Origin of the sequence: Ruegeria sp. HKCCSP346, assembly GCF_017872595.1 — a bacterium.
Classification (GTDB): Bacteria; Pseudomonadota; Alphaproteobacteria; order Rhodobacterales; family Rhodobacteraceae; genus Ruegeria.
Map to the genome: position 1 here is coordinate 454,231 of NZ_JAEDOT010000001.1, position 26,151 is coordinate 480,381.

At 58.1% G+C, this 26,151-nt stretch carries 20 protein-coding genes; 9 read left to right on the plus strand and 11 right to left on the minus strand.

All coding sequences use genetic code 11. The features are described from left to right. Positions 1-30: 30 nt before the first annotated feature. The 4 genes from I9185_RS02265 to I9185_RS02280 form a co-directional block, all read right to left on the minus strand. Positions 31-2,448, minus strand: a complete 2,418-nt coding sequence (locus I9185_RS02265) for an FAD-dependent oxidoreductase (RefSeq protein WP_210092253.1) — start codon at positions 2,446-2,448, stop codon at positions 31-33. A 413-nt stretch (positions 2,449-2,861) separates the two neighbouring features. Beyond that, entirely contained in the window at positions 2,862-4,169 is a 1,308-nt protein-coding gene (locus tag I9185_RS02270; RefSeq protein WP_210092254.1) for an HlyC/CorC family transporter, read from the minus strand. A 63-nt stretch (positions 4,170-4,232) separates the two neighbouring features. Continuing rightward, entirely contained in the window at positions 4,233-5,189 is a 957-nt protein-coding gene (locus I9185_RS02275) for a site-specific tyrosine recombinase XerD (protein ID WP_210092255.1), read from the minus strand. Between the two features lie 2 nt (positions 5,190-5,191). Next, entirely contained in the window at positions 5,192-6,712 is a 1,521-nt protein-coding gene (locus tag I9185_RS02280; protein ID WP_210092256.1) for a hypothetical protein, read from the minus strand. Between the two features lie 218 nt (positions 6,713-6,930). Here I9185_RS02280 and I9185_RS02285 point away from each other — a divergent pair, with 218 nt between their 5' ends. Together I9185_RS02285 and aroB are read left to right on the plus strand one after the other, a co-directional pair. Continuing rightward, positions 6,931-7,518 (plus strand): shikimate kinase, encoded by a 588-nt coding sequence (locus I9185_RS02285; RefSeq protein WP_210092257.1) that lies wholly within the window; start codon positions 6,931-6,933, stop codon positions 7,516-7,518. Further along, entirely contained in the window at positions 7,519-8,631 is a 1,113-nt protein-coding gene (gene aroB, locus I9185_RS02290) for a 3-dehydroquinate synthase (RefSeq protein WP_171231767.1), read from the plus strand. A 9-nt stretch (positions 8,632-8,640) separates the two neighbouring features. Here the strand turns inward: aroB and I9185_RS02295 are convergent, their stop codons facing one another. Then, complete coding sequence (locus tag I9185_RS02295) at positions 8,641-9,711, minus strand: site-2 protease family protein (RefSeq protein ID WP_210092258.1); 1,071 nt, start codon at positions 9,709-9,711, stop codon at positions 8,641-8,643. Between the two features lie 18 nt (positions 9,712-9,729). Continuing rightward, positions 9,730-10,221, minus strand: a complete 492-nt coding sequence (ssb, locus tag I9185_RS02300; RefSeq protein WP_210092259.1) for a single-stranded DNA-binding protein — start codon at positions 10,219-10,221, stop codon at positions 9,730-9,732. Positions 10,222-10,424: 203 nt separating this feature from the next. Between ssb and I9185_RS02305 the strand changes: the two genes are divergently transcribed. From I9185_RS02305 to I9185_RS02315, 3 genes are all read left to right on the plus strand, one after another. Next, on the plus strand, positions 10,425-11,003 hold the full coding sequence (locus I9185_RS02305; protein WP_171632935.1) for a lytic transglycosylase domain-containing protein: 579 nt from the start codon (positions 10,425-10,427) through the stop codon (positions 11,001-11,003). Between the two features lie 97 nt (positions 11,004-11,100). Further along, the gene (locus I9185_RS02310; protein WP_210092260.1) at positions 11,101-12,063 is read left to right on the plus strand and encodes a LuxR C-terminal-related transcriptional regulator; all 963 of its coding nucleotides are present in this window, start codon (positions 11,101-11,103) and stop codon (positions 12,061-12,063) included. A 130-nt stretch (positions 12,064-12,193) separates the two neighbouring features. After that, entirely contained in the window at positions 12,194-13,180 is a 987-nt protein-coding gene (locus I9185_RS02315; RefSeq protein WP_210092261.1) for an MBL fold metallo-hydrolase, read from the plus strand. 117 nt (positions 13,181-13,297) lie between these two features. Here I9185_RS02315 and I9185_RS02320 read toward each other — a convergent pair whose 3' ends face one another. The 5 genes from I9185_RS02320 to miaA form a co-directional block, all read right to left on the minus strand. Beyond that, complete coding sequence (locus I9185_RS02320) at positions 13,298-15,385, minus strand: ABC transporter ATP-binding protein (RefSeq protein WP_152457768.1); 2,088 nt, start codon at positions 15,383-15,385, stop codon at positions 13,298-13,300. Positions 15,386-15,478: 93 nt separating this feature from the next. Then, entirely contained in the window at positions 15,479-16,942 is a 1,464-nt protein-coding gene (locus I9185_RS02325) for an ABC transporter permease (RefSeq protein ID WP_171723402.1), read from the minus strand. 13 nt (positions 16,943-16,955) lie between these two features. Continuing rightward, positions 16,956-18,002: an ABC transporter permease gene (locus I9185_RS02330; protein WP_152457770.1), complete on the minus strand. Its 1,047-nt coding sequence runs from the start codon at positions 18,000-18,002 to the stop codon at positions 16,956-16,958. A 136-nt stretch (positions 18,003-18,138) separates the two neighbouring features. Then, positions 18,139-19,803, minus strand: coding sequence for an ABC transporter substrate-binding protein (locus I9185_RS02335; protein WP_171723401.1), 1,665 nt, complete (start codon positions 19,801-19,803; stop codon positions 18,139-18,141). A gap of 355 nt (positions 19,804-20,158) precedes the next feature. Further along, positions 20,159-21,052 carry a tRNA (adenosine(37)-N6)-dimethylallyltransferase MiaA gene (gene miaA, locus I9185_RS02340; protein WP_210092262.1) on the minus strand — a complete coding sequence of 298 codons (894 nt, stop codon included), beginning with the start codon at positions 21,050-21,052 and terminating at the stop codon, positions 20,159-20,161. A 97-nt stretch (positions 21,053-21,149) separates the two neighbouring features. Here miaA and pyrH point away from each other — a divergent pair, with 97 nt between their 5' ends. From pyrH to I9185_RS02360, 4 genes are all read left to right on the plus strand, one after another. After that, on the plus strand, positions 21,150-21,902 hold the full coding sequence (gene pyrH, locus I9185_RS02345) for a UMP kinase (RefSeq protein ID WP_152457773.1): 753 nt from the start codon (positions 21,150-21,152) through the stop codon (positions 21,900-21,902). 264 nt (positions 21,903-22,166) lie between these two features. Then, positions 22,167-23,393 carry an aminotransferase class V-fold PLP-dependent enzyme gene (locus I9185_RS02350; RefSeq protein WP_210092263.1) on the plus strand — a complete coding sequence of 409 codons (1,227 nt, stop codon included), beginning with the start codon at positions 22,167-22,169 and terminating at the stop codon, positions 23,391-23,393. Positions 23,394-23,443: 50 nt separating this feature from the next. Next, positions 23,444-24,868: a deoxyribodipyrimidine photo-lyase gene (locus tag I9185_RS02355; RefSeq protein WP_210092264.1), complete on the plus strand. Its 1,425-nt coding sequence runs from the start codon at positions 23,444-23,446 to the stop codon at positions 24,866-24,868. A gap of 69 nt (positions 24,869-24,937) precedes the next feature. Next, positions 24,938-26,146: a cyclopropane-fatty-acyl-phospholipid synthase family protein gene (locus tag I9185_RS02360; protein ID WP_171632913.1), complete on the plus strand. Its 1,209-nt coding sequence runs from the start codon at positions 24,938-24,940 to the stop codon at positions 26,144-26,146. The last annotated feature ends 5 nt before the right edge of the window (positions 26,147-26,151 follow it).

The window sequence follows — 26,151 nt, forward strand, 5'->3', positions numbered from 1 at the left end:
TCAGCACAATGCCGTCAGCCCGAGCCCGAGTCATCCCCTCATTCGGGCGCCATCTGCGTCAAACAAGGGTGTCGAGATGACCTTTGCCGTGCGCATCTGGCCCAGTATTTCGATCTTCGTTTCAAGCCCATCTGCTGCGCGTTCGGATGGCAGAAAACCGATGGCGACGGACTTGCGGGCATAATGCGAATAACCGCCCGAGGTGCAAAAGCCCACAACCTTGCCGTCCAGCCAGATCGGTTCATAGGCGTTCACGTCTGCATCGACTGCATCGACCTCGAAGGCCACCAGCCTGCGCGCGGGGCCTGTCGCACGTTCCACCTCGGCGGCGGCCCGGCCGATGAAATCGGCGTTCTTGCCAAAGGCGATGAAGCGATCCAGCCCGGTTTCGGCGGGGGTATAGTCGGGTGAGAATTCGCGCATCCACGAGCCGAAGAACTTGTCCAGCCGCAGGCTCATCATCGCGCGCATGCCGAAGGGGGTGATGCCGTGCGGTTGGCCGGCCTGCCAAAGCGTCCACCACAGCTGCCGCTGCGCCATCGGATCGCAGTAGATCTCGAACCCCAGGTCGCCGGAATAGCTGACCCGCTGCACGATGCAGTCGGTCATGCCGACGACCATGCGGCGCACGTCCATGAAGCGAATGTCGCTGATATCGGCGCGGGTGCAGGCAGCCAGAACCTCGCGGGCATTGGGGCCTGCAATCTGGAACCCGTTGCGTTTGTCGCTGATATTCTCGATGGTTATGCCGTCTTCCTGATGCTGCCGGAACCAGCGCATGTGGAAATTCTGCGCACCATATGAGGCGGTGAGCTGGAATTCCTCCTCGCCCAGGCACGACACGGTGAAATCCCCGATCAGCTTGCCCTTGGGCGACAGCATCGGCGTCAGCGACAGGCGGCCCGGCTTGGGGATGCGCCCGGCCATGATCCGATCCAGCCAGTCGCGGGCGCGGGGGCCTGTCACAAGGTATTTGCCGAAATTGTGCACCTCGTTGATGCCGACGCCCTCGCGCACGGCGCGCACCTCGCGGCCCGTTGCCGCGAAGGCGTCCGAGCGGCGGAAGGAGGGGGGTTCATAGGTCGGCTCGTCCTCCTGCGCGAAATAGTTCGGCACCTCGAGCCCGTATTGCTGGCCCCAGACCGCGCCCAGATCGGTGAAGATGTCATACATCGGCGTGGTGCGGTTGGGGCGGGCGGCGGGCAGTTCCTCGTTCGGGTAGGCGACAGAGAAGCGTTTCTGATAGTTCTCGATCACCTTGGGGCGGGTGTAGCCGGGGGTGATCCAGTCGCCGAAGCGGGCGACGTCCATGGCAAAGACGTCGCGCTCGGGCTCGCCCTCGATCATCCATTGCGCCAGCGTCAGGCCGACGCCGCCGCCCTGGCTGAAGCCGGCCATCACGCCGCAGGCCGACCAGTAGTTGCGCACGCCGGGCACTGGTCCGACCAGCGGATTGCCGTCGGGGGCAAAGGTGAAGGGGCCGTGGATTACCGATTTCACCCCGGCCTCGGCCAGAACCGGGAAGCGGCGATAGGCGAACTCGATGCTGTCGGTGATCTTGTCGAAATCATCAGGCAGCAGCTCGTGCCCGAACTCCCACGGAGTGCCGTCCACGGCCCAGGGCTTGCAGGGCTGTTCGTAGAACCCGATGCACAGGCCGCGCCCTTCTTGCCGCAAATAACTTTCACCGGCCGGGTCCATGACGTGCGGATGTTCGCCGCCCGCGTCGATGATCGCCTCGATCTGAGGGATGTTGTCGGTGACGAGGTATTGATGCTCCATCGGGTGCAGCGGGAAGTAGATGCCCGCCATCGCGCCGACCTCGCGCGCCCAGAGGCCGCCGGCGTTGACGATATGCTCGGCATGGATGGTGCCCTTGTCGGTGACCACGTCCCATGTACCGTCGGGGCGCTGGTTGGTCTCGCGCACCATGCAGTGGGTCTCGATCGTGGCGCCGCCCATGCGCGCGGCCTTGGCATAGGCATGGGTCGTGCCCGAGGGGTCGAGGTGCCCGTCCAGAGGGTCATAAAGCGCACCGATGATGCCGTCGGTGTTGGCGATGGGGGCGATCTTCTTGATCTCGTCGGGGCCGACGATCTCGGTTTCCAGCCCCATGAAGCGGTGCTTGGCGCGTTCGGCCAGCAGCATGTCGAACCGGTCCTGATTGTCGGCCAGCGTGATGCCGCCCACATGGTGCAGCCCGCAGGACATGCCGGTGATCTCTTCCAGCTCTTTATACAGCCGGATGGTATAGCCCTGCAGCGCGGCCATGTTGGTGTCGCCGTTGAGCGTATGAAACCCACCCGCCGCGTGCCATGTCGATCCGCTGGTCAGTTCCGACCTCTCCAGCAGCATCACGTCGGACCAGCCCAGCTTGGTCAGGTGATAGAGCACCGAGCATCCGACGACGCCGCCCCCGATGACGGCAACCTGACAGGTGGTTTTCACAGTGTTCCTCCCCATGACTTTGGAAAAAACTGTAGAGCCGATGGGGATATTACTCGTCTGTTAGCGACAACAAGTGTCGCATGTCACCTATTGCACCAGCTTTGGATTTCACAGCCTTCTCGCGCAGCCAATGTCGTCAAAACCTGTAGCCGAGGGCAAACAAACAGGTGGTCTGCGCCTCGTTCAGCACGACATCGCCCGGTGGTTTTTCGGCCTTGAAGGCTGCTTTTCCACTTTACTGCACAGCTGAAACAAAGTCGGGGTGATCAAACTGGCCGATCTCGCCCAGCTCCGTGCTTGGGTCGAACTGTGCGATGATCGGAATATCCGGGCCCGGTTCAGTGCAATTGGGTCGTTCAGTTGACGGCAGGCACTTGGGCAACGCGCGGAACATTTCAGAAAAATCGCAGGCGCTACAGGGGGCGCACTTTCAGTCCCGTGATACGGTTGCCTTCACGCGCCGTGACCTCGAACCGGAAACCGTGGAACGAAAACACCTGACCGACGTCAGGGATCATCTGGGCCTCGTGAATCACCAGACCGGCCAGCGTGTTCGCCTCGTCATCCGGCAGAGACCAGTCCAGCGCCCTGTTGGCATCCCGGATCGTCATGGATCCTTCAACCAGATACTGGCCATCTTCGGTGCGCATTACCGGCACCTCTTCGTCTATGTCGAACTCATCGGCGATCTCGCCCACGATTTCTTCAAGAATGTCTTCAAGCGTGATCAGGCCTCGCAGTGACCCATACTCATCCACAACCAATGCAAAATGGCTGTGCATGCGCAGGAATTCCCGCATCTGGTCGTCCAGCGTCGTGGTTTCGGGCACAAAGTAAGGGTTGTTTGCCACCTTTCCGATGTCAAAGCTTGCCAAACGGTCGGTCCCGCCGTCGCTGCTGCCTGCCTGCGCATACATGGCGCGAAAGAGGTCCTTGGCGTGGACAACACCCACGATGTTTTCCGGCTCGTCCCGGAACACAGGCAGACGGGTGTGGGGGCTTTGCAGACATTGTTTCAGGATTTCCTCTGGGGCGGCATTGGCGTCGATCATCTCGATATTCGATCGGTGCAGCATGATCTCTTCCACCGTCCGGTCGCCCAGATCCAGCGCACCCAAGATGCGGTCGCGGTCTTCCTTTTCGACCACGCCTTCGGAATGACCAAGTTGCAAGGCGCCGGCAATCTCTTCGCGTACAGCAAGAATGTTGCTGTCGGGATCGATCTGCACGCCGAACAGGCGCAACACACCGCGCACCAGCAGCCGCACCGCCGCCACAATGGGCGAAAACACCGTCACGACGACGCTGATGATCGGGGCAACAGCCGCTGCGGCCTTTTCGGAATTGGTGATGGCGTAGGTCTTGGGCAGCACTTCGGCAAAGATCAGCACCAGCAAAGTCATGACCAGGGTCGCCAACGCCACACCGCTTTCGCCGAATATACGGGTGAACAAGGCCGTCGCCAGCGAGGCCGCCAGGATGTTGACAAGGTTGTTGCCCAGAAGAACCGAGCCGATCAGGCGTTCATTGTCATCGGTGATTTCCAGCGCCTTTTTTGCGCCCCGTGATCCCTTGTCGGCCTGCGCCCGCAGTTTTCCGCGAGACGAAGCTGTAAGCGCCGTTTCCGAACCCGAGAAAAAGCCGGACAAAACGAGCAACAAGAGGATCGCGCCTGACGTAATCCAGAATGTGCTGTCGATCAGAGAAGATGAGGGTTCCATTGGTCCTTGGTGGGTTAGGGTGACGCATCCGTTATGGGGTTGCCGCGCTGCTGGATCAAGGGCTTAGCCCCGGTCTTCGTCAGGGTCTTTGCTCAGCGGGTGGTGTTGCAACACCAGTTCCGACAGCCGTTCATCCAGAACATGAGTATAAATCTCGGTCGTTGCAACGTCGGCATGACCCAACAAGGTCTGGATCGAACGCAGATCCGCGCCGTTGGCCAGCAGATGCGTGGCAAAGGCGTGGCGCAGGGTATGCGGGGTGACTTTCTCGGGTGAAACGCCACCCTGAACGGCCAGTTCCTTGACCAGCAGAAAGAACCTGTGCCGCGTCAGGTGGCCGGATTTGCCGCGCGACGGAAACAGAAAACGGGATCTTTGATCGCCTTTCTCGACGGTCTGGTCTTCGGCTTCGTCCCGCACGGTCAACCAGGCAGCCAAAGCATCCCGCGCCGGCGGGGACAGGGGTACCATGCGTTCCTTGCCGCCTTTGCCCATCACCAGCAACATACGGGGATCGCCACGGGCCGAGGAAACGGGCAGGGACACAAGTTCGGTCACACGCATCCCGGTGGCGTACAGAACTTCCATCAAACAGGTATTGCGTATGCGATCGCCCTTGCTGCGCCCGGTTTGTCGGGCGGCTGCCAGAAGACGGTCGACTTCGGGCACGTCCAGCGTTTTGGGCAGTCGCTTCTGCCGCCCCGGACCTTTGATCTGGATGGCGGGGTTCGTCTCGCTCCAGCCTTCCTCGAATGCAAAGCGGTACAGCTGTTTTATCGCCGACAATCGCCGCGCGCGGGTGGAACGTGACAAGCCCTGTGCCTGGCAGTCGATCAGATAGGCCTCGATCTGATCACGATCTGCCTGATCGAATCCGGATCCCCTGTGCTGCAACCAGGATGCAAAGTCTTTCAGATCGCGGCCATAGGCCAGCAAGGTATTTGTCGCCGCGCCAAGTTCCGCTGCCTGGGCCTGTAGAAAGGTCGAAATCCATAGCTCATTTGTCGCCGGAATAGCCATCTTCAGCGCTCTTGCAGGATCAACAGGCTCAGCGCGGCACGCCGCGCGGTGTCTTCCAGGCCCACGCGTCGGAAGGTTGCGATTGCTGCGGTCAGATCCACCAGATTGCCCCGTGCACCATGCGCAAACAACTGCATGGCTTCCAGTATGGCTTCACCAAGTTGACCATTGTCCAGCAAGGCGTCGATGTCGTTGGGTACGGGTGCTGCCCATGCAAACCCCTGAGAAACAGCGTCGGCCAACGGAGAAGGAGAAACCGCCCGCCCCGGATCACCCTGCGCCAGCGCCGCAAGAAACAGGGTATCGATCGAGTTGTCCGGCGCTGATTGTGCAGCCTGTTCGTACAGGCCAGACAGCATCAGAATGCGCCAGCGCAGGTTTTCAGTCGCCGGCACCGACAGCGAAACCTTTGACAGACGCTCGGCGAACAATTCGGCGAAGGGCACTTCAAGCCCGACGCTGCGCATCTGCTGCCAGACCGTCGGCAATGTTTTTCCAATGGCTTCAGCGTTTCGCGTGTCCAACGCGCTTTCAAATCGTTGGATGGCCGCGACCCTGTCCCAAACTGCGCCGGACGCTGCCGGGGACCTTTCGGTATAAAGTCCAAGCAATTGATTGGGCGTCAAAGCGCCAATGCGTGTAAGCCGTTCGGCGGCTTCGATCTGCGCTTTCCATCCGGCCACATCCCGAAGATCCGCGTTGGCGAAAGCGCGTGGCAACGAGGCGGAAGGAAGCCGTTCTCCGATCGCTTCGAACAGTCGGAAACTCAATGGATCCGGGTTTTCAGGTTGGGGCAGATAAGCCGCGCCTTCATAGAGTTCAGGGCTTAGAAAACGATCCAGAACCGCCAGCTCTGCCGGCGGCAGGATGTTCAGGGCATGCGCTGCCTCAAGCGTCAACGCGGCCGATGCCCAATCTCCGCGTCGGGCTTTACAGAACACTTGCGCGGCGTAGTCCTTTGACAGGTGCGGATCGGCGATAAGGGCGGTGCAGCTGCGATCCTCATCACCGGTCAGCAGCGTTGCGTCAAACCAACGCTGAAACCGATCCTGTGTATCGGTCGGCCCAGCCAGTTGAACCAGCGATTGCACGGGATCAGCCGCACCCAGTTGCATCAGACGGTCCAGCCGCGCCAGCAGCATAATCTCTTGCGCATCAGGGCCCGCCGGTGCGCGGGTTTCCGACAGAAGCAATGTAAACAACAGGCGTTGCATGGTCGGGTTGTCGCGAACGGGCGTCTTCGCGATCAGCTCTGCCAGCCGGTTCGCATCGCTGCCTTGCCACAAATCCACGGGCAACCCGGTGACGGATGATGCGACCAAGCCCAAAGGTTGCGACAACGCTTCAAGCGGCGTGACCTCAATTTCGGGCAATCCGCCGTTCTGTGCCACCGGCGGTTCCAGCAATACGGTTCCGGGCAGGTTTTCTGGCGGATCCGCAAGCCATTCGATCGCTGATAACGGGGTTTGCGCATGTGCCGATCCCGCCAGAAAGACCGCCAACAACGCCTGTTTAGTTGACATCCAATACGACCGGTTCGCGGATTTCACTTTGAGGCGCAGAAAAATCCGCGCCAAAGAATGGGCCAACATAGGCGTAGGCGACGAGCCCAATGAACACCAGGCAAAGAACATATATCAGGAATTTGATCAGTCGGCCCATGGCCCCACGCTGCCTCAATTTTTGATTTTGGCCAAGTTATAACTGGCATTTTTTCCAAGATCACGTCATTCACGTTTAAATGAGCGAAATTAAGCATAACACACATTCGACAGACACACAGGGTGGTTTTGATCTGCACAAAACCGTGGTTCTGGTGGGTATGATGGGGGCTGGCAAGACAGCGGTGGGTCGCGCGTTGGCCGCACGTCTGGGTGTTCCGTTTCTGGACAGCGATGCCGAGATCGAATCAGCCGCCAACATGACCATTCCTGAAATCTTTGAGCGTGACGGCGAACCTTTCTTTCGCACCAAGGAATCGCAGGTCATCGGGCGCTTGCTGGATGAACAAAAAGGCATTCTTTCAACGGGTGGGGGGGCGTTTCTCCAGCCGGAAAATCGTCGCATCATCGCCGAAAAGGGTGCTGCCGTCTGGCTGCGCGCGGATCTGAATGTTCTGTGGAACCGTGTGCGCCACAAAGACACCCGTCCTCTGCTGCGCACCGCCGATCCCTATGCGACGCTGAAATCCCTCTACGAGGCCCGCGTGCCGGTTTATGCTCGGGCCGATTTGACAGTGGATTCGGATGGCGAGACCTCGATCGAAAATATGGTTGGCCGCGTTGTCGACGCTCTGTTGGCGCGCCCTGATGTTTTGGAACTCAAATAAATGCACCAAACAGTACATGTGGACCTGGGTGACCGATCCTATGATGTTGAAATCGGTCCGGATCTTCTGACGCGGGCAGGGGGCTGGATATCACCACTTCTAGCCCGGCCAAAAGTCGCGGTTCTGACGGATGAAAACGTGGCCGGTCTGCATCTTGAGGCGCTGCGCGCCGGGCTGAATGCCGCGGGGATCGAGATGACCGCACTGGCGCTGCCCGCCGGAGAGGCAACCAAAAGCTGGCCGCATTTCGAGCGCGCCGTCGAGTGGCTGCTTGCAGAAAAAGTCGAACGCCGGGATGTCGTCGTAGCCTTGGGGGGCGGCGTCATCGGAGATCTGGCAGGCTTTGCAGCGGCGGTTTTGCGGCGCGGTGTTCGCTTTGTGCAGATTCCAACGTCATTGCTGGCGCAAGTGGACAGTTCGGTCGGTGGAAAGACCGGGATCAACGCACCACAGGGCAAAAACCTGATCGGCGCGTTTCATCAACCCTCGCTGGTTCTGGCGGATACCTCTGTTCTGGGGACCATGACCCAAAGAGACTTCTTGTCGGGCTATGGCGAGGTCGTGAAATACGGATTGCTTGGCGATGCAAAGTTCTTTGATTGGCTCGAGGCGCACGGGCCAAGCGTTTCCTCGGGTGACATGGCGGCCCGTGTGCATGCGGTGACGCGCTCGGTGCAAATGAAGGCCGACATCGTCGCGCGGGATGAAACCGAACAAGGTGACAGGGCTCTTCTCAATCTGGGTCACACGTTCTGCCACGCCCTGGAAGCTGCAACAGGGTATTCTGACCGCCTTCTGCATGGCGAAGGTGTGGCAATTGGCTGCGCGCTGGCGTTTGAGTTGTCGTCTCGGCTGGGTTTGTGTTCGCAAGAGGACCCAAGCCGGGTGCGCGCGCATTTGCGTGCGATGGGGATGAAGACGGATCTGGCCGATATTCCGGGCGAATTGCCAAGCGCCGAGGCGCTGGTGGATCTTATGGGACAGGACAAGAAAGTCGTGGATGGCCAGCTTCGGTTTATTCTGGCGCGTGGGATCGGAGAGGCGTTCGTGACCTCAGATGTGCCGAAAGATGCGGTTCTTTCGGTCCTGTCGGATGCGCTTGCCACGGCTTGACCTAAAAGCCTAGCGCCCCTGAATGACCATCAGTTCACCGATGTTCTCGCGCGTGATGTAACCCATCATGCGACCACCCCGAGTGACCACAGCGATGGCCGGAGCGCCGTTGTGCAAGTGCTCCAGAACGGTCTCGAGACCGGTGGTAAGCGAAACTGCGGGGACCGCCGCGTCCATGATCGACGTGGCGGGCGCAGATCTGGGTTGGTCACTTGCCAGCGCAGCAAACAGCCGTTCACGCGTGACGAATCCCAGCAGGGCCTGGCTTGAGTCCAATACAGGGAATTCGTGTTGAGTGGTGTGGATCACGGCTTGCGCCGCGGTACTCAGCGTATCTTCGGGGGAAAGCGCGTGAAATTCCGTGATCATCGCGTCCCGCGCCAGAACCCGGCGCGCTGCGGATCGCAGGGCGACTTCCTGGCTTTCGGCGTTGGCGGCGATGAACACGAACACGGCGATGAGCACCAGAAACGGGTTGCCTGAACTCAGCCCCAAAAACCCCAGACCCACCGCAACGATCTGACCTCCGACAGCAGCCACGCGTGTTGCTTTGACGCGATCCATGCGCAGGCACAGAAGGGCGCGGAAAACGCGCCCTCCGTCCATGGGGAAGGCCGGGATCATGTTGAATACGGCCAGCAGCAGGTTGATGTAGGCCAGCCTGTTCAGAAACCCGATACCCGGTGAATCGATCTGGGAAAGCGTCTCGATCGGCACTCCTGCTCCGAAGGCGACCAGTATGACCCAGATCACGATGTTCACCGCCGGACCTGCAAGTGCCACAAGCACTTCTTGCATCGGTTTTTCCGGTATCCTTTCAAGACGGGCCAACCCGCCGATCGGCAACAGTGTTATGTCTGGGGTCTTGATTCCAAAGCGCCGCGCCATGAGGGCATGACCGAATTCATGCGCGACCACACAGGCAAACAAGGCCAGAACAAACAACAGGTTGTCTATGGCGGCCGGCAGGCCACCGGCAGAATAGGCCGCAAAGCCCACCCAGGTCAGAAGCAGGAAAAACGTGACATGGACCCTCAGTTCGGACCCGAGCAATCGGCCGAGAGAAAAGGACCATGTCATGTCGTGTCTCCGAATTTCCTAGAACGGAATCTCGTCGTCGTCGATGCCACCCGATGCCGGTGCCGGGGAACTGGACGGACCGCCGTAAGGGTCTCCGTACCCGCTGCCACCGGCCTGGCCGCCGCCGTAACCACCGCCGCCGCCGCCGCTGCCTTCGCCGCGCACATCCAGCATCACGAGGGTTGAGCCAAAGCCCTGCAGGACAACTTCAGTAGAATACCGGTCCTGGCCAGACTGGTCCTGCCACTTGCGGGTCTGAAGCTGCCCTTCGACATAGACTTTAGAGCCCTTGCGCAGGTATTGCTCGGCCACACGGACCAGACCTTCGTTGAATATGGCGACCGAGTGCCATTCCGTGCGTTCGCGGCGTTCGCCCGTGTTGCGGTCTTTCCAGGTCTCTGACGTGGCAATGCGTAGATTGCATACTTTTCCGCCGTTCTGGAATGTCCGCACTTCGGGATCACGACCCAGATTTCCGACCAGAATGACCTTGTTGACTGAACCCGCCATGTAATTCCTCGTTCTGTTTTCGCGTATGTGCGCCGAATCTGGCGCGACTTGTTTCGTGAGACCCTATACGGCCTGCATCATGGATGAAAACAGTAGATACAACAGTGTTGGGCAAGAGTCTTACTTTGGTCTTTACCAAGCTTTCATTTTTCGTGGGAATACCTATAATCCGACTGGTTTCTTATCGAGCAGGATAGGCATTGATGCGTTCTTGGGTTGCTGGGTTTTCTGTTGTCTGCCTTGTGCTGGCCGTTTTGCCTGTGCAGGCGCAAACTCTGTCTACCAAAAGCCGCAAAGATATCTTCCTCAAGCAGTCGAAGATTCTGGATTCCCGTGCGGCGACGCAGTATCGCGACTCCGCGCGGTTGAAACCCAAGACATCCCGTACGCATACCGGCAAGCGATATACTGGCAAGTATCGCGGCCAGTATCTGGATCTGGCGAAACAGGCTGCCCGCCTTCACAACATTCCCGAAGACTTGTTCCTGCGCCTTGTTCAGCAGGAAAGCGGATGGAACCCGCACGCGAAGTCTCACAAGGGTGCTCTGGGATTGGCGCAATTGATGCCTCAGACCGCCGAGCTTTTGGGGGTCAACCCGCATGACCCCAAGCAGAATCTCGAAGGTGGGGCCAGATACCTGTCCTGGCAGTATCGCAAGTTCAAATCCTGGCCACTGGCTTTGGCCGCCTACAATGCTGGCCCAAAAGCGGTAGAAAAGCATGGCGGCATACCGCCATACAAGGAAACCCAGAACTACGTGAAGGTTATCTGGGGCGGTTAAACCCTATGCCGCGACGCAGAACGTCCGGTTCTTGATCCGACGCAACCAGTCCAACTAACCTGAAAGGGTATCGTCCAGCAACTGGTGAGGCCGCCTGATGCCTGTTGACCACCCTGAGATCCCGCAAGAAACGCTAATTAACTGGCAGCAACTGGTTGATCTGGTCGCGGAATTGGCGGATGTGCCCGCAAGCCTGATCATGAAAACCGACGCACCGGATCACGCGGTGCTGATCACCTCGGATCATCCCGAAAACCCGTATCCGGTTGGTTTGAGTTTCCAGTTGAATCCCAAACTTTATTGTCAGGGCGTATTGCAACGGGACGGAGAACTGGTGGTTGAGGATGCAGCCTGCGATCCGGATTGGGCCGACAATGACGATCTGGAACATGGAATGTCATTTTACATCGGCCTGCCGCTGAAATGGCCCGATGGATCGGTGTTCGGAACGATTTGTGTTCTGGATCGAAAGCAGAACCGGCGTGCCTTGTTGTTCCGCGAAGGGTTGGCGCAGTTCGCACGCATGGTCGAGTCGGATTTGGCTTTGTTGCAAGAGGTTTACCTGCGCCGCGCGCTGGAAGAGAAGCTCAACGAAACACTGGCGCAGCTTGAAACCCGTGTCGCGGATCGCACCCGTGAATTGCAGGAAACCAACACGGCGCTGCGCGTCCTGCTGTCCAGTCTGGATGACGAACGCAAAAACCGCGATCACGAAATTGTCGAACAGGTGCGCGGCCGAGTTTTGCCCTATCTGGAAAAGGTTCGAATGCAGCTTTCCGGGGACGAAGCGCAGTATGTCTATCTAGAGTTGGCCGAGAAGAACCTGAACGAGATCACGTCTTCATTGTCGGACAAACTGACGGATGCGTTTGCAGCAATGACCCCGACCGAGATCGAGATTGCGCAGATGGTCATGTTTGGAAAAACAACCAAGGACATCGCCAAGGCCCTGTCCCGAGAAACATCGACAATCGATTTTCACCGCAACAACATCCGCCGCAAGCTGGGCCTTGAAGGGCGCAGCAAGAACCTGCGCAGTCATTTGCTCTCGATTTCGTGAACACGGAATATGGGGTTTTCCCCCATAATCCGCCCCCATTTTTTCGGTCTGAGCCAAGGTGCCTTGGCTTGTTACCTTTGGTTGGGACGTGCGGAAAACCTGCATATGTCCAACAGAGAGGTACACAAAAATGGATCGCAAAGATCTGAAACCAACCATCCTGAACGGGGACAAGGATGACCTGGCGCCGGGGCTGTCTCGCCGGTCGTTCTTTATGGCGGCGGGGGCTGCCGGTGTCGGTGCGACTGCTTCCGTACTGGACGCAAGACCGGCTCAGGCGCAGTCTCAGGCGTGGCTACAGCCGGGCAACAACAACCACGTGATAGATCTGCAAGGCGCAACGGGTCAGGCCAGCACCGGGACGGTTGGCATCGACTATTATGGTCATTGTGCGATCAAGATCACCTCGCCCAATGGCGCAACAGTGCTGTTTGATCCCTGGCGCGATGATCCGTCGGGCGCTTGGGGGCTTTGGTTCCGCAACGAATTCCCGCAAATCCCGGTGGATATCACCCTGTCGACCCATGCCCATTTTGATCACGATGCGATTGAACGCCCAAGTTCGACCATGGTGCTGGATCGCATGGCGGGCAAGTTCGAGTTTGCAGACATCAAGATCACCGGTTTTGCCGACAAGCACGCCTGTGTCGCGCCCGGATGGTATGACTGGACCAATGCGCTGGCCGAGTTCGGTGTGGAAGCCTGCCCGCCGAACAACGTGGGCCACATGGATATGGTCGTCTATCTGGTCGAGACCGGCGGCATTCGAACGCTGATCTGGGGCGACAACCGCCACAACCCGCCACAGGAGTTCTGGGACGCGATCGGTCGGGTGGATGTTCTGACGCTGCCGGTTGATGGCTCGGAACATATCCTCAGCTTCGATCAGGGCAACGACATCGTATCCAAGCTCCAGCCCAAGGTGATCATCCCCACACATTACCTGAATGAGGTCACATCCTACACGCTGACCACTCTACAATCTGCCGACGACTGGGTGAAAGCTCAGCAGAGCTACAAGATGCTCGACAGTGCCAGCCTTCTGCTTGAAGCCGGTGGCATTGCAGGAATGAACCAGGAATTCATGCATTTCGGCAACAACGTCATGACCGGCTGACGAATTACCGGGGTCGCCACTCACGCCACTCCCAAGCGCCGCCTGTCTCCCCACGAACCGCGGCGCCAATAGAAAGGGCCGGTCCTGACCGGCCCTTTCCATGGTTCAGAAACGGGTTTACTCCGCCGCGACTTTGATCACCGGCTCCATCCGGGCCAGAATATCTTCGGCCAGGTGGCATTTGATCTGGTGCCCATCCGCCAGCGTCTGCACCGGCGGCACGTGGGATTCGCACCGACCGTCAGGCACCTCGGATTTCCATCGGCAACGCGTCTGGAACGGACAGCCTGGTGGCGGGTTCATGGCCGAGGGAATATCGCCTTCCAGAACGATATGCTGCTTTTCGATCGAGGTATCCGCAATCGGAACCGCGCTCAGCAGCGCCTCGGTATAGGGGTGATAGGGCGGGGCAAAGACCTGATCCGTGGTGCCCAATTCCACAACATGGCCCAGATACATCACCATGACCCGGTCACTGAGGTAACGCACGATGGACAGATCGTGGCTGATGAACAGCAGCGTGGTCTTGTGCTGTCGCTGTATCTCCATCAACAGATCCGTCACGGCAGCCTGAACCGACACATCCAGCGCCGAGACGGGTTCGTCCGCCACAACGATACGTGCATCGCCGGCAAAGGCGCGCGCGATACCCACGCGCTGTTTCTGACCACCGGACAGCTGCCGCGGCATCCTGTCTGCAAAGGCGCGCGGCAGCTTCACCAGATCAAGCAATTCCAGCATCCGCTTCTTGCGCTCGGCTTCAGAGTTTCCGACACCAAAGATTTCAAGCGCCCGGATGATCTGACGGCCAACGGTCATCGACGGATTCAGCGTGTCGAACGGGTTCTGGAAAACCATCTGAACTTCGCCGATCGTCTTGGCATCGCGTTCTTCGATGGGCACCTGTTCGATGTTGCGGTTGTCCAGCAGGATCTGCCCGTCTGTGGCCGTCTCCAATCCCATAAGCACCTTGGCGAAGGTGGACTTGCCGCAGCCGGATTCCCCCACGATGGCCAGTGTCTCGGATTCGTGCGCCTCGAAGCTGAGCGTTTCGTTGGCCTTCACAACCTTCTTCTCACCGCCGCCAAACAAGGCATTTGCCGCAACCTCGTAATATTTCTTGAGGTTGTCCATTTTCAGAACCGTTCGGCCAATCTCACCCTTTTCTTTCTGATCGGCCAGCGCAAGTGGGGCGTTCCAGTCGATTTCCTGGAATTTAAGGCAGCGGGTGTGGTGCCGGTCATTTCCAGGAACGGCCTCCATCAGGATTTCCTTCGCGTCACAGCGCCCCTCTTCGAAATAGTCGCAGCGCGGTCCGAAGTTGCAACCCGGAGGCCGCTCGTGGGGCAATGGGAAGTTCCCCGGAATAGCCACCAGCGGACGCGTGTTCTTGTCAGCCCCCGGCAGCGGGATCGAACGGAACAGCGCCTGTGTATAAGGGTGCTGCATCTCGTCGAACACATCCTTGATCGAGCCACGCTCGACCGCTTCACCCGAATACATCACGCACAGACGGTCGCAGGTTTCCAGAACCAGCCCGAGATTGTGCGAGATGAACAACATCGAGGTGCCGTATTTCTTGCCCAGATCCTTGACCAGTTCAACCACGGCGGCCTCGACGGTCACGTCCAAAGCCGTTGTCGGCTCGTCCAGGATCAACAGCGCCGGTTTCGACATCAGCGCCATCGCAATCACGATCCGCTGCTGCTGACCACCCGACAGTTGGTGCGGAAACGAATTCAACATCCGTTCGGGGTCTGGCAGGCGAACGTCCGTCACCACTTCCAGCGCACGGGAATAAGCCTCTTCCTGACTTACCCCCTCGTGGATCATCGGCACTTCCATCAATTGTTTGCCGATCTTCATCGCCGGATTCAGCGATGCCATCGGCTCCTGATAGATCATCGCGATTTCATTGCCGCGAATGTCGCGCAGTTCTTCGGCCGACATCTCTGCCAGATCGCGGCCCTTGAACTTTATCGTGCCTCCGACGATGCGACCGTTCTTGCCAAGATCCTGCATAACGCCCAGTGCCACGGTTGATTTGCCACAACCGGATTCACCAACCAGCCCCACGGCTTCACCGGGCTCTACGCTGACCGAGAAATCCATAACGGCGGGGATTTCCCGCAGGCGGGTAAAGAATGAGATGGACAGCTTGTCGATCTCCAGGATCGGGCCGTCATAATCCGCCATTTTGCTCATTTTGCTTACTCCTCACCAAATGCGGGGATCCCCTTCATCTGGCCAAAAATATCCCGGGGGGTCCGGGGGGCTGGCCCCCCGGCCTCGATCACATCAGTCCTTCAGGCTTTCCTCGCGAAGACCGTCAGCCAGCAGGTTCAGACCAAGAACCAGCGACAGCAGTGCAAAGGCAGGAGGAAGGGCAGGGTGCAGGTAGATCGACAGCAGCTTGCGCCCCTCGTTGATCGTGGATCCCCAGTCCGGGCTTTCCGGCGGAAGGCCCAGTCCGAAGAAGCCCAAAGTCCCCAGAAGAATGGTGGTGTAACCGATGCGCAGACAGAAATCGACGATCAGGGGGCCGCGTGCGTTGGGCAGGATTTCCCAAAGCATGATGTACCACGGCCCCTCGCCGCGTGTCTGGGCTGCAGCCACGTAATCTCGGGTTTTGATATCCAGCGCCAGGCCGCGCACGATACGGAAGACCGTGGGCGAGTTGACGAAGACCACCGAGACGAACACCACCAGAATACCGCCGGGGATATCGAACAGGTCCAGATAGGTCGGCAGGCCCCAGATCCGGTAGGCGTCGGTGTTGATGATGTAGCCACCGGTCGAAATCAGCGACAGATACAGCCAGATCGCAACACCCAGAACACCGATCAGCAACGGCGTACGGAAATTCGGGCGTGTGTAATAGCGTGAATTCAGCAATACGCCGATGAACAGGATCGGGAACACGAACAGCACGGCCGCCATGTAGTTCGGCACCCCGGTCGCCACGATCTCCGGTGTCACCAGCAGGTAGAACAGCAGGATCACCGGGAATGCGAGGATCAGGTTGGCGAGGAAGGACAGGAATGTATCAAAACGGCCCCCATAGTAACCGGCGGGAAGCCCCAGCGTAATGCCGACCATGAAGGCGAACATCGTTGCCAGCGGTGCAATTTGCACCACAACCCAGGCCCCCTTGACCATCCGGCTGAATACGTCACGCGCCAGATTGTCACCGCCCAGAAGATACCAGGCATACTCGCCGTCCTCCAGATTTGGCAGAGGCGTTCCCGGCACTTTGTTCTTCATGCCAGAGATCTGTGTCAGCGGGTCATGGGTCACGATCAGATCAAGAGCGCCGAAGATGCCAGTAAAGACCCAGAACATCACAAGGCCAAAGCCGATCATTCCGATGGGACTGTCATACAGTTTGCCGTACAACCCCAACCGTCGTTTGAAGGCGATGGACATGGCGAACATGATGATCAGCGCGACCCATACAGGCAGGAATTGCTGAGAAATTGCGCCGATGATCCCTGCGCCAGTGCCCATCAGGATGCCCAGCACCAGATAAGCCACGGCCAATCCCACGCTGGCAAGGAAACTGTAGTGCAGCGCAAGCTGGATCAATCCACGGACACCGCCGCCAGAACTGACGGATCCATCCGGGTTCACGACAATCTGCTGTTCAGGCAAAAAGATACTGGCGATGATCCAGACCAGGATCGACAGGAAAAGTGCTGCCAGTGCGATCATCAGCAGTGGGTTCAGGAAGGCGATAGAGCCGGTCCAGGTTAGTGGTTCCATAATCTCACCCTCCTTATGAAATGCGAATGCGCGGGTTGAGGTAAACGTAGCCGATATCCGAGATCAGCTGCGTTATCAGAACCACGAAGACCGACACGACCGAGATCGCCAGCAGAAGCTGAATGTCGTTGTTGCCAGCGGCCTGAACCAGCGCCCAGCCGAAACCCTTGTAGTTGAACAGGGTTTCAACAATCACCACGCCGTTCAGCAGCCATGGGAACTGCAGCATGATAACCGTGAACGGCGCGATCAACGCGTTGCGCAAGGCGTGTTTCATGACGATGTTCGGGAACGAGACACCCTTCAGCCGTGCAGTCCGGATGTATTGCGCCGTCATCACTTCGGTCATCGAAGCGCGGGTCATCCGGGCGATATAGCCCATACCGTACAGCGCAATGGTAAGAACCGGCAGGAAGAAGTTCTCGAATGTCGGGTTCTCCATCGCTTGCGTCGCGGTTCCCTTGAACCATTTCAGCCCCACGGTGGACGAGGTGAAGATCGCGATGAAGATAACGCCCGATACGTATTCCGGTGTCGCTGTCGTGATGATTGAGAAGGTCGACAATGATCGATCCAGGGCTGATCCCTCTCGCATCCCGGCCAGTACACCAACGATCAGTGCAGATGGCACCATCAGGACCAAAACCCAGAACATCAGGTAACCTGTGTTGCCCAAGCGCTTGCCAACGATGGTTCCGACTTCTTCCTTGAAAACGGTTGAGTATCCCCAATCGCCCTGAAGAACACCACAATATCTTGCCGTGTCCTCTGCAGTCGAACCGGGTCTTGTGCAGGTTCCCACGAACTGGCCATCTTCCAGTGTATTCTGGAACCCGGGCATCACGCCCAACCATTGGCCGTATTTAACGAGTGTCGGTTGCAAGTAACCGCGGTTTTCCAACCAGGCTTCGACCTGCTCATCGGACATACGCTGGTTGCCCTGCGTTTTCGCCAGCTTTTCAAGGTTCGGGTATAGGTTGGTCAGGAAAAAGACGACGAATGTCAGACATAATGCCGTAAGCAGCATCACTCCGAACCGTCGTAGGATGAATAGTCCCATGGTGGCCCCTGTTGTTCAGGTATTCCGCAGATCATTGGACCATTTTCTGGCCTCGGACGTCCGACCCCGCGTCGGCAAGTCTGCGGCTGGAAAGGGGCGCCCGTGTCAGGCGCCCCTCGTGTGTGGATTGCAGTGCTTAGGCAGCCCAGCCCCACTTGTAGTGATGGTGTTCGAAGGTCACATGCATGTCGGTTCCAACAAGACCCTCTTTCATGTGGCGATAGAGCGAGCGCCAATAGGGCTGAATAGTAACCCCATCTTCCTGAAGCAGTGCTTCGCCACGCGCCATGACTTCGCGACGCTTGTCCGCGTCGGCAATGGCCAGCGCCTCTTCCAGAATGGCGTCAAACTCGGGGCTCGCATAGCCGAACTCGTTCCAGGCTTCGCCCGTACGATAAGCAAGCGCCCAAATCTGAACACCCAACGGACGCGGGTTCCAGTTGGTCGAGCTGAACGGGTACTTGGCCCAGTCATTCCAGAAGGTATTGCCCGGCAGAACGGTCCGCTTGACCTTGATTCCGGCATCGCGCAGCTGCGCGGCAACGGCATCTGTGGTGTTGCGGCGCCAGTCATCGTCGATCGAGATGATCTCGTGCTCGAAATCTCCAAAACCGGCTTCGTCCATCAGCGCCTTGGCTGCCGCGGGATCAACCTTTTGCGGTGGAAGCTCGGCATATTCCGGATGCAACGGTGCTACGTGATGGTTTTCCGCCGGCGCTCCGCGACCGCCATAGCCCAGTTCCAGACAAACAGAATTGTCTACGGCCATCTGAAGGGCCTGCCGGACACGTTTGTCCGCATAAGGCTTTTGCCCGTCGATCTCGGCCAGCTGGTTGGGACGAATAACGATGGTCGCGGCGGTTACCACTTCTGACTTCACATAGCCAAGCCCGTCCATCACGTCGATGAATTCACCCACCGATTCATACAGCATGTCGACTTCGTCGGATTCCAGCGCCGCCAACCAGGCAGAAGGGTCGGTTCCGTAGTCGATGTACTCGATACGGTCCAGAGCAGGGCGGCCGTACACTTCTTCACCCCACCAGGTGTGATCCGGGTTGCGAACCAGAACGGCTTTTACGCCAACCTCAAGTTCGTCCATCAGATAGGGGCCGGTTCCAACATTGTTCAGCAGGTCAGTCTCGCTGAACGAGCTATGAACAATCGCGCCGGGATAGTCGGCCATGCCCGGAATAAGGGTGATATCCGGCTTTGGCAGGTTCAGTTTGACCGTGGTTGCGTCGACGACTTCGATGACACCCTCACCGGCCTGACCGGTATCCGCGTCGATCAGGGTTGCAAAGCGGCCCGCCATCGAGTTGGTTTCCGAGCTCTTGTCGCACCAGCGCGCAATGTTGCGGGCAACGTCGTCAGCCGTGAAATCGTCGCCGTTGTTCCACTTGACGCCCGGACGGACATTCAGAGTGTATTCGGTTGCGTCATCGTTGACTTCCCAGCTTTCCAGCAGCATGCCACGGAACGATCCGTCCGAGTTGTACTCGACCAGATATTCCAGCGTGCCGCGCGTCACGTTTGCGATCTGCGACCAGTCATAGGTTCTGGGATCTTTGAGGGCGCGGACTTCCTGCTGCACACGCAGCGTGCCGCCTTCCTGCTTTGCTGTTTCGGCCAAAGCAGGTGTCGGCAATCCGATCATGCCATAGGCCGCTGCGGCAGTAACCCCAAGACTGGTTGCGCGCGTCATGAATTCCCTTCGGCTTAGCTTGCCGTCGCGGTATTCCTGAGCGTGCATCGCTGCCGCCCAGTGCACCTTGTCTTCGGTGGATACGGTATTCGTCATGGATGTCTCCCTGTGACACTGATTTTGTTGATTGATTATGGCTCTACGCGACCCGGTTTCTTACGGTCGCCAGAGTGAAGGATTTTGTTTCTTGGACTCTGTTCATCCCCATGTCGTTATTCGGCACCAGATTTCTGATAAGGTCAATGTTCGAAATCGTCATAAGTAGTACAAAAACGACATTCGCGATCCGTTGAAGTCGTGAAGACGCATTTCTTCCAGCAGCCCAAAACGATGCCGGTTTCCCCATTGTTTTCCCGGTTTGTTAAGGGAAACCGCAGTAAATCATTAAGTTCTCGTAAGCTTCGAGAGCTGGCGGGGCATCTTGCTTGTGCAATGTCAGACGTGCTGGGTATCACCTAGTGGGATCGACGTGATTCCAGGCCTTCATTCGGGCGCGAAACCAGGTGCGCTGACGCTTGGCGAATTGCCGCGTCGCTATGGTTGCGCGCTCTCGCGCCTGATCCAAAGTCATCGCGCCGTCCAGATATGCCCTGAGTTCCGGCACGCCTATGGCCTTGCAGGACGGAAGGGTGGGATCGAACCGGTCCTGCATGGCACGCACTTCCTCGATCGCGCCCTGTTCCAGCATCTGGTCAAAGCGGCGTTCTATCCTGTTCAGCAGCCATGCTTTATCAACGTCAAAAACGATCGGCAGGGTCTCGTTCAGCGGAAGTGCCGGTGGGGGCGTTTCGGCTTGCCACGACAACAGGCTGCGACCTGTGGCGCGCTGCACCTCCCATGCGCGTTGCACGCGGGCACGGTTGTGTATGTCCAGCTTTGCAAGCGTGTCTGCATCGACCCCCTCCAGAAGGTCTACCATGGGCATCTGATCGGCCTCGGCCCGAACTTCGGGTGGCGTCGCAGGAATTTGGGCCATGCCTTCGGTCAGGGCCGAGAAATACAATCCGGTCCCACCGACAATGATCGGGCGCTGGTGCCCCGTTAACAGAGGCAGGACCTCTCGCAGCCAATGGCCGGTAGAATAATCCTGATCATAGGCGACGTGCCCGTACAACAGATGCGGCGCGCGGGCTTCTTCCTGGGCGGACGGCCGGGCCGAGATGACGCGCCAGCAGTCATAAACCTGGCTCGCATCCGCATTGACGATAACCCCGCCATGGCGTTCGGCGATCTCCAGCGCCAGTGCTGATTTCCCGGACGCCGTGGGCCCCGCGATCAGAACCGGCTTGTCGTCCGGAACAGGCGGCAGTTGCCGAAAAAGCAGGTCTGTTGATCGCCGGGTCATGCGCGGTTGCCTCTATCCTCACCAACCGCATTGAACCTGCGGAGCTTTTGCTTCATTTTGCGCCGGAAATTAACCCCGTGCCAGCCCGGAGCGCAACATGAGCCTTTCCCCTTCTTCTGAAACAGCCGAGACCCCGAAAACAAAGTACAATCGGGTCATGTTGAAAATCTCAGGCGAAGCATTGATGGGGGATCAGGGATTCGGCTTGCACCCACCAACAGTTCAACGCATCGCGCAAGAAGTGAAATCGGTTCACGATCTGGGCGTTGAGATTTGCATGGTCATCGGCGGTGGAAACATTTTTCGCGGCCTGAGCGGTTCAGCCCAGGGCATGGAACGGACAACGGCGGATTATATGGGCATGTTGGCCACGGTGATGAACGCGCTGGGGATGCAATCCGCACTGGAAGAGATCGGAGTGTTCACCCGCGTGATATCGGCCATTCGCATGGACGAGGTGTGCGAACCCTATATCCGCCGCCGGGCTGTTCGACACCTCGAGAAGAAGAGGGTCTGTATCTTCGCCGCCGGTACTGGCAACCCGTATTTCACGACAGACACCGCAGCCACCCTGCGCGCCAACGAAATGGCGTGCGAGGCGATCTTCATGGGCAAGAACGGAGTGGATGGCGTATATGACAAAGACCCAGCGGAACACGCTGACGCCGTACGCTATGATACCGTGACCTATGATGACGTGCTGGCCAAACGGTTGCGGGTCATGGATGCTTCGGCCATCGCGCTGGCACGCGACAACAATCTGCCCCTGATCGTCTTTGGGCTTGATGAGCCCGGCGGCTTCCGCGGAATTCTCGCGGGCGAGGGGACCTATACCAAGGTTCAGGGTTGAAGCCAAAGGAGTCGCCTGACAATTCCGCAAGCTTTCAAAGCCCCGGCATCGAGCCGGGGCTTTTTTGTTTTGCTTTCGCTTGACGGTTGTGAACGGCCCTGTCTAAGTATCGCTGTCCTTCCAAGACGAAGGGCTGCCCCGTGTTTCGTCGGCCAAAGGCCCAAGCACAGGCTGGGCTGGAAGACCTGCCATGATTTCTGAGATGTCCGGAAACATGCGCGGGCATCTCATTGATCTGACTGCACAACTAAGGAGCAATGAGGCATGAAATCTCTGGATATCGATTTCGTTCGGGCGCAGTTTCCGGCCTTTTCAGAACCCAGCCTGCAAGGGCAGGCGTTCTTCGAAAATGCAGGTGGGTCTTACACCTGCAAACCAGTAATCGACCGGCTGACGCGGTTCTACACGCAGCGCAAGGTTCAGCCTTACGCCCCATATGAGGCCAGCCGCCTTGCGGGCGCCGAAATGGACGAGGCGCGTGCGCGTATGGCTGCAATTCTAGGAGTCGACACGGATGAGTTGAGTTTTGGCCCTTCAACCACCCAGAACACCTATATCGTGGCGCAGGCGTTCCGGCAATGGATGAAGCCCGGCGAGGCGATCGTCGTGACCAATCAGGATCACGAAGCCAACTCTGGCCCATGGCGTCGTCTGGTCGAGGCCGGGATAGAGGTGAGGGAATGGCAGATCGACCCCGAAACCGGGTCGCTGAACCCTCAGGATTTGGAAAACATGCTGGACGAAAAAGTGCGTCTGGTCTGTTTCCCGCATTGCTCAAATGTCGTTGGCGAGATCAATCCGGTCACCGAGATCACTGCTATTGCGCATGCGGCGGGTGCGTTTGTCTGCGTTGACGGCGTATCCTACGCTCCGCACGGATTTCCGAATGTTGGTGATCTGGGGCCGGATATCTATTTGTTTTCTGCCTACAAGACCTATGGCCCGCATCAGGGGTGCATGGTCATCCGCCGCACATTGGGTGAGCTGTTGCCCAACCAGGCGCATTATTTCAACGGTGACGTCCTTTACAAGCGGTTCACCCCGGCTGGCCCCGATCACGCGCAGATTGCGGCCAGTGCAGGCATGGTGGATTATGTTGAGCTGCTTTGCGCCCACCATGGCGGGCCCGAGACGGGCGCGGCGGAACAGGGCGTATTTGTCCACGATCTGATGCGATCACACGAAGTGTCGTTGCTGCAACCGGTTCTGGATGCGGTAAAGGATCGAAACGCTGTGCGCCTGATCGGTCCTTCCGATGCCAGCCGGCGCGCGCCCACCGTCGCGCTTTCGTTGAACCGTCCGGCTGAACCGGTTGCGGCGGAACTGGCGCAATACGGTGTCATGGCGGGTGGCGGAGACTTCTATGCGGTGCGCCCCTTGCAGGCGATGGGCGTCGACCCGGCGCAGGGTGTTTTGAGGGTCAGCTTCACCCATTACACCACGAAGCAGGAAGTTGATCAGCTATTGGAGGCTCTTGAGCGCGTTTTGTGATCCACTACTCTTGAGGGTGCGTAGAAATCAAAAAACCTCAAGGGCGTATTGTGAAGCAACAGCAGGCTCCGATCATTTTGTGGTTTCGACAGGACTTGCGTCTGTCGGACCACCCCGCGTTGACTGCGGCGGCCGAAAGTGGCCGTCCGGTCATACCTTTGTTTATTCATGACCATCTGGTCGAACAGATGGGGGCCGGGCCGAAGTGGCGGTTGGGCTTGGGGTTGGAGGCTTTCAAAGCGTCACTGGCCGATATGGGCAGCCGACTTATTTTTCGACGCGGCGACGCGCTTGAACAGGTGCAGCAGGTTGTGGCCGAGACCGGCGCAACCTCCGTCTTCTGGTCCCGCGCTTACGATCCGGCCTCAATCGAACGTGACAGGAAGATCAAGTCTGTGCTTACAAAAGGAGGAGTGACGGCAAAGTCATTTGCCGGGCATCTTCTTTTCGAACCCTGGACCGTCGCCACCAAGTCGGGGCATCCATTCAGGGTCTACACACCCATGTGGCGTGCGGTTCAGGGGCGGGATGTACAATTTCCCAATGCGCGGGTTGCCGATTTGCAGGCCCCGGTGTCGTGGCCCGCTTCTGACAAATTGAGCGATTGGCAGATGGGGAATGCCATGAACAGGGGCGCGGCCGTCGTTCGCCCTCATGTAAAACCCGGCGAACAGGCCGCTCTGGATCATCTAGAGGCGTTTCTTGAGCGAATTTCTCACTATTCCAACAACCGGGACAGGTTGGATCAGGACGGAACGTCCAACCTGTCGGAATACCTGTCTTTGGGTGAAATTGGACCGCGTACAGTCTGGCATATGGTCCAAAGGGCCGCATTGACCGGTACACCCGGTGCCGATGCCTATCTACGTCAACTCGTCTGGCGCGAGTTTGCCTATCACCTGATGTATCACACGCCCCAACTGGTGGCTTCCAACTGGAAGCCGGAATGGGACAGTTTTCCCTGGAATACTGATCCGGACCATCCCGAAGTCACTGCGTGGCGGCAGGCCAGAACTGGAATACCTGTTGTCGATGCCGGGCTGCGGCAAATGTATGTGACGGGTCGAATGCACAACCGGGCGAGGATGATTGTCGCAAGCTATCTGACCAAGCACCTGATGACTCATTGGAAAATAGGGATGACATGGTTCGAGGATTGCCTGATCGACTGGGATCCGGCCTGCAATGCCATGGGCTGGCAGTGGGTTGCTGGATCTGGGCCCGATGCATCCCCGTTTTTTCGGATTTTCAATCCCCAGACGCAAGCCGAAAAATTCGATCCTGACGGGAATTTTACGCGTCGCTGGATCGCTGAAGGTTACACCGAACCCAGTCAATCCGCTTTGTCGTATTTTGATGCCGTCCCGCGTTCATGGGGGCTGCGTCCGGATGCGGATTACCCCAAACCCATAGTCGAATTGCCCGAAGGGCGGACCCGCGCGTTACGCGCATATGAAAGCCGAAAACCCCACTAAGGAACTGAAAACTTGCCAGAAACAATTTCGCCGCCTAGCTTTGTGGGCGTACCGCAGAGGGGAGAGCGGATGATCCTGACGACGACCGAAGGGCAAAAAGACCTGCCCAGATATTTCACCCAGGTCTTTAAAATGTTGAACCGGATGGAAACCGGGCGTCTTGATATCAGACTACCCGACGGTCGCACGTTTCGCGCAGAAGGCGCAAAGGCCGGGCCGGTGGCACAGGTCGATATTCACGACGACGATGTCTTTGCGCGCCTGATCCGCGAAGGAGAACTGGGTTTCTCCGATGCGTATCTGGACGGACATTGGAGTACACCCGATCTGCGATCTTTCATGGATCTTGTGCATCTTGGAACCGAGACCGTTTATGACGGGTTTACGGGTCAGTTTCTTGTTCAGGCCTATGAACGGCTGCGGTTCTGGCTGCACAGAAACAACAGGGCCCAAGCCAAGAAGAATATCTCGTATCACTACGATCTGGGTAACGACTTTTACAGTTCTTGGCTGGATGACACGATGACCTATTCCAGCGCGATTTTTGAGTCTGGGCAGGAAAGCCTCGAGAAGGCCCAGATCGCCAAATACGCAAGTCTTGTGGATGAGATGGGTGCCAAACCGGGTGACCATGTACTGGAGATCGGATGTGGCTGGGGCGGCTTCGCGGAATATGCCGCAAAGGAACGAGGTTTGCGTGTCACCGGCCTGACCATCAGTGAGGAGCAATTCAAGTACGCCAAGGAACGTATTGAAAAAGCTGGTCTATCAGATCGGGTTGAATTCAAGCTGCAAGACTATCGGGACGAACGCGGGGTCTATGACGGCATCGCTTCGATCGAAATGTTCGAGGCCGTGGGTCAGAAATACTGGCCGGTCTATTTCGAAACCGTTCGTGAGAGGTTGAAGCCCGGTGCCCAGGCAACCTTGCAAATCATCACGGTGGGTGATCACCGCTGGGATTTTTACAAGAACGGCGTTGATTTCATTCAGAAATATATCTTTCCCGGCGGGATGCTTCCGTCGCCGACCATCCTGCGTCAGCAGATCGATCAGGCCGGGTTGAAAGTCGTGCATTCGAAGGAATTCGGGAAAAGCTATGATCTGACTCTGCGCCGTTGGTATGAAACGTTCAACGACAAATGGGATCAGATCTCGGACATGGGGTTTGATGAGCGTTTCCGCCGCATGTGGAATTATTATTTGACTGCGTGCGGCGCGGCCTTTGACACGGGCAATTGCGATGTGACACAGATCACAATAGCAAAATCAAGTTAACTCAC

Coding starts and splice junctions, on each gene's coding strand:
- I9185_RS02315 (WP_210092261.1), top strand. CDS start 12,194: ATGGATCGCAAAGATCTGAAACCAACCATCCTGAACGGGGACAAGGAT.
- I9185_RS02285 (WP_210092257.1), top strand. CDS start 6,931: ATGAGCGAAATTAAGCATAACACACATTCGACAGACACACAGGGTGGT.
- pyrH (WP_152457773.1), top strand. CDS start 21,150: ATGAGCCTTTCCCCTTCTTCTGAAACAGCCGAGACCCCGAAAACAAAG.
- I9185_RS02305 (WP_171632935.1), top strand. CDS start 10,425: ATGCGTTCTTGGGTTGCTGGGTTTTCTGTTGTCTGCCTTGTGCTGGCC.
- I9185_RS02320 (WP_152457768.1), bottom strand. CDS start 15,385: ATGAGCAAAATGGCGGATTATGACGGCCCGATCCTGGAGATCGACAAG.
- I9185_RS02310 (WP_210092260.1), top strand. CDS start 11,101: ATGCCTGTTGACCACCCTGAGATCCCGCAAGAAACGCTAATTAACTGG.
- ssb (WP_210092259.1), bottom strand. CDS start 10,221: ATGGCGGGTTCAGTCAACAAGGTCATTCTGGTCGGAAATCTGGGTCGT.
- aroB (WP_171231767.1), top strand. CDS start 7,519: ATGCACCAAACAGTACATGTGGACCTGGGTGACCGATCCTATGATGTT.
- I9185_RS02360 (WP_171632913.1), top strand. CDS start 24,938: ATGATCCTGACGACGACCGAAGGGCAAAAAGACCTGCCCAGATATTTC.
- I9185_RS02270 (WP_210092254.1), bottom strand. CDS start 4,169: ATGGAACCCTCATCTTCTCTGATCGACAGCACATTCTGGATTACGTCA.
- I9185_RS02330 (WP_152457770.1), bottom strand. CDS start 18,002: ATGGGACTATTCATCCTACGACGGTTCGGAGTGATGCTGCTTACGGCA.
- I9185_RS02295 (WP_210092258.1), bottom strand. CDS start 9,711: ATGACATGGTCCTTTTCTCTCGGCCGATTGCTCGGGTCCGAACTGAGG.
- miaA (WP_210092262.1), bottom strand. CDS start 21,052: ATGACCCGGCGATCAACAGACCTGCTTTTTCGGCAACTGCCGCCTGTT.
- I9185_RS02325 (WP_171723402.1), bottom strand. CDS start 16,942: ATGGAACCACTAACCTGGACCGGCTCTATCGCCTTCCTGAACCCACTG.
- I9185_RS02350 (WP_210092263.1), top strand. CDS start 22,167: ATGAAATCTCTGGATATCGATTTCGTTCGGGCGCAGTTTCCGGCCTTT.
- I9185_RS02280 (WP_210092256.1), bottom strand. CDS start 6,712: ATGTCAACTAAACAGGCGTTGTTGGCGGTCTTTCTGGCGGGATCGGCA.
- I9185_RS02335 (WP_171723401.1), bottom strand. CDS start 19,803: ATGACGAATACCGTATCCACCGAAGACAAGGTGCACTGGGCGGCAGCG.
- I9185_RS02275 (WP_210092255.1), bottom strand. CDS start 5,189: ATGGCTATTCCGGCGACAAATGAGCTATGGATTTCGACCTTTCTACAG.